The 10199-nt window shown below is 60.1% G+C and carries 13 protein-coding genes; 8 read left to right on the top strand and 5 right to left on the bottom strand.

The window, feature by feature from the left end:
- Positions 1–507: RNA methyltransferase (locus tag L0H65_RS07935; protein ID WP_301458331.1), on the bottom strand; the 507-nt coding region annotated here is incomplete at its 3' end.
- A gap of 76 nt (positions 508–583) precedes the next feature.
- Between L0H65_RS07935 and L0H65_RS07930 the strand changes: the two genes are divergently transcribed.
- Positions 584–913 carry a TfoX/Sxy family protein gene (locus L0H65_RS07930; RefSeq protein WP_301458329.1) on the top strand — a complete coding sequence of 110 codons (330 nt, stop codon included), beginning with the start codon at positions 584–586 and terminating at the stop codon, positions 911–913.
- Between the two features lie 51 nt (positions 914–964).
- Positions 965–1585 carry a thiamine phosphate synthase gene (locus L0H65_RS07925; RefSeq protein ID WP_301458328.1) on the top strand — a complete coding sequence of 207 codons (621 nt, stop codon included), beginning with the start codon at positions 965–967 and terminating at the stop codon, positions 1583–1585.
- Here the strand turns inward: L0H65_RS07925 and L0H65_RS07920 are convergent.
- From L0H65_RS07920 to L0H65_RS07910, 3 genes are all read right to left on the bottom strand, one after another.
- Entirely contained in the window at positions 1577–2398 is an 822-nt protein-coding gene (locus L0H65_RS07920) for a 1-acyl-sn-glycerol-3-phosphate acyltransferase (RefSeq protein ID WP_301458326.1), read from the bottom strand. The two genes, L0H65_RS07925 and L0H65_RS07920, sit on opposite strands and share 9 nt — an antisense overlap.
- Positions 2395–3180, bottom strand: coding sequence for a GNAT family N-acetyltransferase (locus tag L0H65_RS07915; RefSeq protein WP_301458325.1), 786 nt, complete (start codon positions 3178–3180; stop codon positions 2395–2397). Before L0H65_RS07915 ends, L0H65_RS07920 begins: the two co-directional genes overlap by 4 nt.
- Positions 3181–3278: 98 nt before the next feature.
- Positions 3279–3431, bottom strand: coding sequence for a DUF3553 domain-containing protein (locus tag L0H65_RS07910; protein ID WP_301458335.1), 153 nt, complete (start codon positions 3429–3431; stop codon positions 3279–3281).
- A 48-nt stretch (positions 3432–3479) separates the two neighbouring features.
- Here L0H65_RS07910 and L0H65_RS07905 point away from each other — a divergent pair, with 48 nt between their 5' ends.
- The 3 genes from L0H65_RS07905 to L0H65_RS07895 all read left to right on the top strand — a co-directional run bounded on the left by L0H65_RS07905 (position 3480) and on the right by L0H65_RS07895 (position 6167).
- Complete coding sequence (locus L0H65_RS07905; RefSeq protein WP_301458323.1) at positions 3480–4067, top strand: histidine phosphotransferase family protein; 588 nt, start codon at positions 3480–3482, stop codon at positions 4065–4067.
- Between the two features lie 57 nt (positions 4068–4124).
- Positions 4125–5081, top strand: coding sequence for an ADP-ribosylglycohydrolase family protein (locus L0H65_RS07900; protein ID WP_301458321.1), 957 nt, complete (start codon positions 4125–4127; stop codon positions 5079–5081).
- A 294-nt stretch (positions 5082–5375) separates the two neighbouring features.
- Positions 5376–6167 carry a hypothetical protein gene (locus L0H65_RS07895; protein ID WP_301458319.1) on the top strand — a complete coding sequence of 264 codons (792 nt, stop codon included), beginning with the start codon at positions 5376–5378 and terminating at the stop codon, positions 6165–6167.
- Positions 6168–6416: 249 nt separating this feature from the next.
- On the opposite strand, the gene L0H65_RS07890 is transcribed toward L0H65_RS07895, so the two are convergent.
- A complete protein-coding gene (locus tag L0H65_RS07890; protein ID WP_301458317.1) occupies positions 6417–7172 on the bottom strand; it encodes a DsbA family protein in 756 nt (251 codons plus the stop codon).
- A gap of 123 nt (positions 7173–7295) precedes the next feature.
- Here L0H65_RS07890 and L0H65_RS07885 point away from each other — a divergent pair, with 123 nt between their 5' ends.
- From L0H65_RS07885 to L0H65_RS07875, 3 genes are all read left to right on the top strand, one after another.
- Complete coding sequence (locus tag L0H65_RS07885) at positions 7296–8447, top strand: pyridoxal phosphate-dependent aminotransferase (RefSeq protein ID WP_301458315.1); 1152 nt, start codon at positions 7296–7298, stop codon at positions 8445–8447.
- Positions 8448–8500: 53 nt separating this feature from the next.
- On the top strand, positions 8501–9706 hold the full coding sequence (locus L0H65_RS07880) for an N-acetylmuramoyl-L-alanine amidase (RefSeq protein WP_301458333.1): 1206 nt from the start codon (positions 8501–8503) through the stop codon (positions 9704–9706).
- A gap of 166 nt (positions 9707–9872) precedes the next feature.
- A partial coding sequence (locus L0H65_RS07875) for a transglycosylase domain-containing protein (protein ID WP_301458314.1) occupies positions 9873–10199 on the top strand: 327 nt, incomplete at its 3' end.

Here is a 10199-nt window from a genome sequence, read left to right as displayed (position 1 = left end):
CTGCCGCTGCCACTCATAGCCCAGCAACAACACACATTGCGCAAGGTTCAGGCTGGGGAACTCCGGGTTCACCGGCACCGTCACAATCGCATTGGCCAGCACCAGATCTTCATTTTCCAACCCCGCCCGCTCCGGCCCGAACAGAAACCCGACCTTCTTGCCCGCGGCAATCAACCCCCGCGCCCGCACCATCGCGGCCTCTGGCGTCATCACTGGCTTGGTCAACTCCCTCCCGCGCGCGGTGGTGGCAAAAACATAGTCGCAATCGCCAATCGCCGCTTGCACATCGTCGTATGGCCCGGCCGTCTCCAAAAGCCGCCCCGCGCCCGATGCCATCGCGACCGCTTTCGGGCTGGGCCACCCATCGCGCGGATTTACGACGCGCAAGCGTTCCAGACCAAAATTCAGCATCGCGCGCGCAGCACCCCCGATATTCTCCCCCATCTGCGGACGCACGAGCACAAACACCGGCGGAACCCGATCAGCGAAGGGAATGGAGTCAGTCATCGGCTTCGGTCCTCTTTGCGCGATATCCCGCGCCTGATACGCTCGCCCCTGCACGATGACAAGCAAAGGGAAGCCGATGGCCTACAATGAAGACGCCTTGCAGCTTTTGCGAAATGATTTGGCCGCGCTGCCGGTGGTGGAGAAAAAGATGTTCGGCGCGCTTTGCTTCATGCTGCATGGCAACATGCTTTGCGGCGCACAGCCCAATGGCGCGCTGTTTCGCACCTCGCCGGATGATTACGCCACGGCCCTCGCCATTGCCGGTGCATCGCCCATGTGCATGGGCAAAGACCGCCAGATGAAAGGCTTTGTCGAATGCGACATGGACGCGCTGCAGGATGACACGCAACGCGCCGCCTTCCTTTCGCTCTCGCTTTCCTTTGTAAATTCGCTCCCGCCCAAGTAGCCAAGCCCGAAAATCTGCGCTAAAGCGGGCGCTGACATCAGGAGCATCGACATGGCCGACGCAGAGCGCCCGCAAATCTACCTCATCACCCCGCCGGTGCTGGATCTTGCCCCCTTTGGTGAAATTTTGAAATCCGTGTTGGACGCGCATGATATCGCGTGCCTGCGCCTCAGCCTCGCTGCGCGGGATGAGGATGCGCTGGCCCGCGCCGCCGATGCGCTGCGCGAAATTGCCCATGCCCGCGATGTCGCCATCGTGGTAGAAGATCATGTGGTTCTCGCAGGCCAGCTTGGACTTGATGGCGTACATCTGACCGACAGCCGCAAGAACATCCGCAAGCTCCGGGTTGAAATGGGCGCGGATGCGATCATCGGCGCATTTTGCGGCACCAGTCGGCATGAGGGCATTACGGCGGCGGAAGCCGGCGCGGATTATGTCGCCTTTGGCCCGGTGGGTGCCAGCACGCTCGGCGATGGTCATTCCACCGATTTCGACGTGTTCGAATGGTGGTCGGAGATGATCGAAGTGCCGGTCGTCGCGGAAGGTGCCTTGACCGCCGATCTGGTGGCGAAATTCGGCCCCGTCACCGATTTCTTCGGCATCGGCACAGAGATCTGGTCGGCGGACAACCCAAATGCGGCTTTGAAGGCGCTTTTGGCTCTTTTAGCGTGACACCGCTTCAAACCCGGCCCGGATCACAGCTTCGCAATGCGCCGTCAATTCCTTGCGGGTCTTGAACGCATGCACTGCCACGGGCGGATGAAACCCCACCTCCACCCGCCCTTGCCGGGGCTGGGCGAGGATCCAAAGGAAATGCGGCCCAAAATCCATGCCGCCGAACCAGCCATAAAGCCGCGGGTCGACGCCATCCGGACTGATATAGCGCAGAGAGACCGGCTGAATATACATTTCACTCTTCATATCTTGCGTAAAGAAAGCCGCGAAAAGCGTTGATTTAAATGATAAAACCCTCATACTATCCGTGCTGGTGCCTTCGGGGAAAAATAATAGCCTGTGTCCGGCGCGCAGGCGATCCTCAAATATCTGTTGCTGCTGCTTTGCCTCTGCCGGGTTGCGGGCAATGAAGACGGTCCCCGTCGCACGCGCCAGCCAACCGATTCCCGGCCAGGCCGATACTTCGGATTTCGCGACGAAATACACCCGGTCACAGGCGTTGAGCACGAAGATATCGAGCCATGAGGCATGGTTGGCCACCAAAGCCCCGCGCAACCGCATCGCTTTGCCCTGACGCGCCAGTTTGATCCCCATAACCGCCAAGGTCAGCTTACAGACGCCTTGGGTTATATAAGGCGTGATGGGACGCGCGGCTCCATATAGCGGCGCCTCAATTGCGCGTGCGAGAATCAGGATGATCAATCCGCCGTAAATAATCGTAGCCAAAGGAACAATCCGCAGAATGACCAAGACCCAACCCCGCAGCGAGATTGGCCCCGTGGCAGGCTCCGCGTCACGCCAGTCGGTCATCCCCGGCCCCCGTGCTTGCGCTCATAAAAGCGCCGATGCCGTGCCGACATCTGCGCGGTATCCATCACAAGGCAAACGTCGGTGGTATTGAACGCATGGTCAACATAAGCGCCATCGCCGACGAAACCGCCCAAGCGCAGATAGGCCTTGATCAGTGCTGGGGTCGCCAACATTGCCGCGCGCCGATCCAGTAACGCCTTGGGGGTCGCATCCATCCGCCGGGCCGCGTCACCAACAGCGCAAACGCGCAAGGATTCGGGGGCGAGATGGTGATGGTACAAATAGGCCAGCGACTGCGCCAGGACGGCCTGGTCGGTGCCGTGGAAACTGGCTGTGCCGAACATGATCTCAATGCCGTGATCCAACACATAATCCGCGAGCGCATTCCACAAAAGCAACATTGCGCTGCCGCCGCGATAGTTCGGATGTACACAGGACCGGCCCAGTTCCAGCAACTTGCGGTCAGAGCGGCGCAACACCGAGATGTCAAACTCCGACTCGGAATAAAAGCGTTGCCCAGGTGCCAACCGCGCGCAGGGCAACAGGCGATAGACCCCCACAACATCATCAAGCGCCGCCGCATCGCGCCGCGTGTCGATCAGCAGCAGGTGGTCACAAATCGCATCGAACGCATCGTGTTCCAACCGCGCCGCATGGTCGACCATCGCGCCCGCGGCCCCGAGTTCTTCAACGAAAACGGCATAGCGCAACCGCTGCGCGGCGGCCAGATCCCGCTCGTCATGCGCCAGACGTAGGGTGAAATGACCGTCATCGCCTTGCATCTTGCCCCTTTCGAACCGATTGCGCTTACCTAGGGCCGGCATCGCGTGGTTGCAACACACTCATGGGTTGTAAAACCTGTCCCACGTCCGTAGGTTGTTCATATCGCACCGAAAACCGGCTCCAACAACACGAACCGCCCATCAATCACCACCTTGCCCTGATGCTCAAAATTCACTGTGATCCGGTCGCCGATGCGCGATTGCACCTGCCCCAGACCCCAATCGGGTTGCTGCGGATGCCGCACGATCATCCCCGGTTCAAGAATTGAATTCAACTTCCCCTCCAGACAGGACCAGCCATGACCAATCCGACAGACCTTGCCGCCCTTCTCGGGTCGCGTATCTGCCATGACCTTATCAGCCCGATCGGCGCGATCGGCAATGGGGTGGAACTTTTGATGATGGAAGCGGGGCCGGTTTCGCCCGAATTGACGCTGATTGCCGAAAGTGTCGCGGCGGCCGCGGCCCGTATCCGCTTCTTTCGGATCGCTTTCGGGCAGTCGGGAACAGCAGGGCTTGGTCGGGCAGAGATTGCCAAGGTTCTGAGCGATGTCAGCCAGGGCGCGCGCACAAGATATGAGTGGCAAACCGATGCCGACGTGTCTCGCGATGCGGCGAAGCTCGCGTTTCTGGCGATCCTGTGTTGCGACTCCGCGCTCGCCTATGGCGGCAAGATCACGGTCAGCCAGCAGGGCGCAAGATGGCAGGTCACCGCTGCGGCGGAACGGTTGCGCATTGAAGTGGAGCTCTGGTCCGCGCTGACCACCAAATCGCCTGACCTGACGCCCGCGCAGGTGCATTTTGCCCTGTTGCCGGCATTGTTGCAGAAATGCGGGCGACGGTTGGAAGTGGAGATGACGGAAACCTCCATCACGCTGACCTTCTGATTGACGGGCGGGCCCGTGCATGGTTGGTTTCATCCGAATGCAAAAGGATTTCATCCGATGACGACGCAGAATTCCGCTGCCTGCCTGATGGGTGCCCTTGCCGCCGATGCCGCCAGCCTTGGTCTGCATTGGCTATATGACCCTGCGCGCATCGCCGAAGTCGTGGGCGCGCGCGGTGCTGCGGCCTTCACCCCGGTTGACCCCGCAAATTACAACGGCGTCCCCGGCTATTTCGCGCATGGCAGCCGCAAGAATGGGGCGCTCAGCCAATATGGTGAAGTGCTGTCTCTTGCGACTCGCTGCATGATTGCGTCGGCGGGGCGGTTTGACGATGCCGCCTTTCAGGCCGCCTATGCCGCGTATTTTGGCCCCGGCGGTGCCTATGTCGGCTATATAGACCGACCGACGCGCGGCACATTGGCCAATCTTGCGGCAGGCCAGACTGAGCCTTCGGGCATTGATGACGATCAACTTCCTGCCATTGCAACGCTACCCGCGATTGTGGTCGCAAACCTCGGCGCGTCCGATCTGTCGACAACGGTGGCCCGAGCGATCCGGATCACCAATGTCAATGATGCCGCGCTGGACTATGGCATGGCGTTTGCCGCGTTACTGTCGATGGTGCTGGGTGGAACACCCGTAGCGCAGGCGTTGCAAGCCATCGCAACAGGTGCGGGCGGTACTTTGGGCGAGAGCCTGCGCAATGCCTTGCAAAGCCCGGCCAGTTCCGTCGATTTCGGTGCAGAAACCGGCCGCGCCTGCCACCTGCCGATGGGCCTGCCGCTGGCCTTCCATATCCTGACGCGCGCGCGCAGTTTCGCCGACGCGGTGGAGGTCAATATCCGCGCCGGTGGCGACAGCGCCGGACGCGCGATCATCATCGGCGCGGTGATGGGTGCGGCGCATGGTATTCAGGGGCAGAGCGGTATCCCACCCGCGTATCTACTGGCGATGCAGGATGGTGCAAATCTTTGGGCGCAATGCGAAACCCTCGCGCAGTTTGCCGCCGCTTGATCTCGCGTAACCACAGTGATTTCATCGTGTTAAAAATGGGCGACATTATACCTGGCGATCCCCTTAAGAGACTAGGAAATGAGACGTAGCACTGAGGTCGTGCTAAATCTGTTCATTCTTCGGCCCCGAATTTCCCCGTGAATACGGGCGCATGCAGGCCGACCTGTTGAAGGAATCCGTCGGGAAATAGATTTGGTCGGCCTTGCCACCGAAAACTATCTGTGAGCGAAGTTCCGACTTGCGTAAATGGATTCGGCCTGTGATCTTTCAGGCGCTTTTTGCGACACCGCCTTGATGAGATCCGCTTTTTTTGGGTTCCGGCTCAGGATTACGGCAACCGGTCACGTTATTTGTTTTATTGTTCTGGAATGGCCGAAACCCGTCTTTGTCGCCGCCGCTGTGTTTGAGGATCTGGCGTGCAACGGCTATGGTGGCATCCTCACTGTGATCGCGCGATACGCCGTTGATAGCCAAACCCTGACGAAGCTGAAGAGCCGTTCCGTCGATGGCAAGACCTCGGGGCAGTGCGTGGAAACCGTTGCCCAAGTGAACAACCTCAAACCGGTGATGCCAAGGGAACCGAAGATCAATCCTGTCCCCTATGCCGCGCAAACCGACGAGAGTGGTCTGGACTTTCTCACCCGTCGCAGGCGCAGGACCGGGGCAGGGGTGGCACGGACAGTCGGCAACCTGTTGGTGACGGAGCGGCGGTTTGCCAACGCGGCCCGCCGCCAACCCTGGCCCACCATTTTGCTGACGCTGCGCGGGTTGATCACGTCATCGCCCGGTCAGGTCCGGCCCAAACCCGGATCGCGCTGTTCCAGTTTTATCGTCAAGTGGATCACGGCGGCGGGCGCGCCCGTTTGGTCTGCCTCGAATCGATTGAGAAAAGCCGCTGCGGCGACGGTCAGGGAGTTGCGCGGCGGAGCGGGTGAGCGGTCATTCGACCTCGAGAGTGATCCCGAGCCTCGGCCGGGGCCGTCATCAATGTGGTTCGCGTTGGCCCGGATCCAGACGGGAGCCGGATCGCCATGCCTGTCCACCCGTTTGGAACTACACTGCCAGCGCTGCGACAACGACGGTTGAAGCAGAGTTCCACAAAGACGAAAAAAATGAATATGAAACTCGTCAGGAGCAAATAGGAAACGACCATGTGCCGCAAGCAAGGCTGCAGCAAATGGGTCTCACACCTCGATAAGAAACCTGCGGAATTCCGGTTCGGGCATTCATTTCGTGACAGAGAAAGGAATGTTTTGCCCGTTACAGTCTTCTCTGTAAAAATATCCCGGGGGGTCCGGGGGGTCGGCCCCCCGGCGCTGGTATCAAGAAGCGAGGTTACCCCTTGCGCTGCCCTGCAACAATCTGCCGCATGCCATCGAGCGGCACATAACCGCGCACCAGAGTCTGGTCGATCACGAAGGTCGGCGTGCCGTTCACGTCCAGCCGTTGCGCCAGCGCAAGGTTGGCGGCAATCACGGATTTCACCGCATCGCTGTCCATCGCCGCCATCACTCCGGCAATGTCCTGAACACTGTTTTCCTGTGCGACCGTCTTCAACGTGTCCGGCGTAATGTCGCCATGCAGTTTCATCAGGGCGTTGTGCACCTTTTCATAGGCATCGGCGCCTTCAGTTTGCAGCACCGCCACCGCAAAACGCGAGGCAAGGTCCGATTGCTCACCGAGGATCGGCAACTCCTTGACAACGAACCGGATATTGCCATCCGAGGAGATCAGTTCCGCCACGTCATCAAAGGCTTTTTTGCAATAGCCGCAGCGGTAATCCATGAATTCGACCACCGTGATATCCCCGTCCGGGTTGCCGCCGACCCAGCTTGCCGGATCGTTGAGAATCTCATCCGCATTGGTTTTCAGCAAGGCTATGTCGTCGGCGGCGGCTTGGCTGTTGCGCCTTTCCTCCAGCACACCGATGGCTTCCATCAATACTTCGGGATTTTCCATCAAATAGGCGCGCACTTCAGCGCGAAAAGCGGTGCGCTCGGCATCGGTCATGTTCTTTTCGGCAAGGCCGGGGGTGGCAATGCCTGCCGCCATTGCTATTGCAAGCGCCGTCGTGGCAATCAATTTCGTCATTCATCTGCTCCGTTTACCCGCGCAGTCAACGCGGGTCATGGTTGACCTTTCGGCCCGCATGCCTGATTGCAAGGGGCAGGGCAACCCGTTTGCCCGTGACATATACAGCATAGCGGGGGCGACATGCGTGTTTCAAGCCGGGGGGTGGTCGATCCCTTCATCGTGATGGATGTGATGGAACAGGCGCGCGCCGCCGAAGCCGCGGGCCGCAGCGTCATCCATATGGAAGTGGGGCAACCCGGCACCCCGGCCCCGAAAGGCGCGCGCCTCGCTTTGGCAAAGGCAATGGAGGCAAGCCCGCTTGGTTATACCGTCGCCCTTGGCATGCCGGAACTGCGTGCCGGGATCGCGGCGTTGTACCTGCACTGGTACGGCGTGACGCTGGATCCTGCACGGGTGATTGTCACCTCCGGGTCTTCGGCGGCGTTTCTGCTCGCCTTCACCGCGTTGTTCGATGCCGGTGAAAAGGTCGGGCTTGGGGAGCCGGGCTATCCGTCCTACCGCCAGATCCTGCGGGCATTGTCGTTGCATCCGGTGGGTATTCCCACCAGTTCCCGCAATCGCCTGCAACCGGTGCCGGGCGATCTGGAAAACGTCGATATCAGCGGGATGATCGTCGCGAGCCCCGGCAACCCTTCGGGCACGATGTTGGACCGCGCGGCGCTTTCTGACCTGATCGAGCATTGCGCGGACCGCAAGATTTCCTTCATCTCGGATGAGATTTATCACGGGCTGCATTACGGTGATCGCGCCACCTCGGCACTGGAAATCAGCGATGATGTCTACGTCATCAACTCGTTCTCCAAATATTTCAGCATGACCGGTTGGCGCGTCGGCTGGATGGTGGTGCCGACGGATCATGTGCGCGTGATCGAGCGTCTGGCGCAAAACATGTTCATATGCCCGCCCCATGCCAGCCAGATCGCGGCGCTCGCCGCCCTTGACTGTATCGAGGAGTTGGAGGCAAACCGCGCGATTTACGCGGAAAATCGTCGCCTGATGCTCGACGGTTTGCCCAAGGCGGGTTTTGCTAGGATCGCGCCGCCCGATGGTGCGTTCTATGTCTATGCCGATGTCTCGGACCTGACCGATGACAGTCTTTCGTTTTCGTCCGAAATCCTGACGCAAACCGGGGTGGCGGTGACGCCGGGACTGGATTTCGATCCGGTCCGGGGGGCGCGAACCTTGCGGTTTTCCTATGCCCGCAGTACCGCCGAAATCAGCGACGGGCTGAAGCGGTTGCAGCATTTCATGTCTACGCGCAGCAAGCCGTGAATTTACATCCGACGGCAAAGCCTGAATAACAAGGCAACTGGAAAGGGCAGATGATGCAGAGCCTTTTGACGGCAATTGTGACCTTGATGCTCCTGCTCTCTCCCGCTTCGGCGCAGGGGCTTTCGGCGTTGGCACGGATGGATCCCGCAGCTTCGGTGATTTCCGACGACGGGCGCGGGATATCGCTGCGCTTTTCGCTGTCACAACCGGTGCCATGGCGGGTCCGGGTTATGGCGTCGCCGCCGCGTGTTGTGCTGGACACGCGCGAGGTGGACTGGAGCCAGATCGCCACCATCCCGCGCTTGACCGACCGGGTATCGGACCTGCGCGCAGGGGTGTTCCGCCCCGGCTGGTCGCGTCTGGTGCTGGAACTGACCGGGCCATTCACTGTCAGCAAGGCGGCGATGAACACGGCTGATGGTCTTGCGGAAATCGTGGTCCGGCTTGACCCAGCGGAACCGGAAGCCTTTGCCCTTCAGGCCGAACGCCCGGAGCCGGCAGACTGGGCCTTGCCGAAACCTGCCGATGTGCCAAAGGCCGTGGTTCCGGGGCAGGGACCGGTCGTGGTGGTCCTTGATCCGGGACACGGCGGGATTGACCCTGGTGCCGAAAGTGACGGCGTGCAGGAGGCCGCGCTGACCCTGACCTTCGCGCGGGAATTGAAGGATGCCTTGCAGCGTGACGGCGATTTTCTGGTGGTGATGACGCGCGACGATGATGTTTTCGTGCCACTGGAAGCGCGGATTTCGGTTGCACGCGCCGCTGGTGCCAATGTGCTGATCTCGCTTCACGCTGATGCGTTGGCGGAAGGGGAGGCAAATGGCGCCACGCTTTACACCTTGTCGGATGAGGCGACCGACCTTGCAGCCAAGGCTTTGGCCGAACGCCACGACCGCGCCGACCTGTTGGCCGGGGTGGATCTGACGCAACAGGATGATCTGATTGCCACCGTTTTGATGGATATGGCGCGCGCCAAGACCGCGCCCAAGGTTGACCGTCTGGCGCAAAGCCTGAAAGCTGCGATCAAGGCCGAGGGCTTGCGCATGCATCGGCATCCCATTCAATCCGGTGGATTTTCGGTGCTCAAAAGCCCCGATATCCCGTCGATCCTGATCGAGTTGGGGTTTTTATCCTCGGCCAGTGACCGCACGCGATTGAGCGATCCGAAATGGCGCGCGCGGATGATCACTGCGCTGCGCACCGGCTTGATGGCTTGGGTAGCCGAGGAGGCTGTCCTTGCCAGGCGCGAAAAGCGGTAGTTTCCCGGTAACCGCTCAAGAGAAATTGCGCGAAAAGATGCCTTGATAGGGTGGTGAACCTTTTGACCGCCCCCCAGATGCTGTATATAGGAAGCGGCGGGACCATGAGGCTTTCTGTGGGGTTCCCGGTTGGGTTTTCGGTGTTCGTTTCTGTGGGGATTACGGCTTGATCAGGTTTATCGGTTCATTCTTCGGCGGGATATTCACCTTGCTGACGCTGGGGTTGCTGTTTGTGGCCCTGTCGATCGGCGCGATTTTCTATATGTACAGCCGCGATTTGCCGAGCCATGAAAGCCTTGCGCAATACGCGCCGCCGACCATCAGCCGGATTTATTCCGGTGAAGGCAACATGATGGACGAATTCGCCAAGGAACGCCGGATTTTCGCCAGCAGCGACGAAATCCCCGATCTGGTGAAACACGCCTTCATCAGCGCTGAAGACAAGAATTTCTACAGCCACCACGGCTATGACGCGCGCGGGATTCTGGCAGCG

The sequence above is a fragment of the Pseudorhodobacter sp. genome, from assembly GCF_030452865.1.
Taxonomy (GTDB): domain Bacteria; phylum Pseudomonadota; class Alphaproteobacteria; order Rhodobacterales; family Rhodobacteraceae; genus Pseudorhodobacter.
The sequence above is the reverse complement of the archived record's forward strand: the minus strand, read 5'-3'. Positions and strand labels throughout refer to the sequence as shown.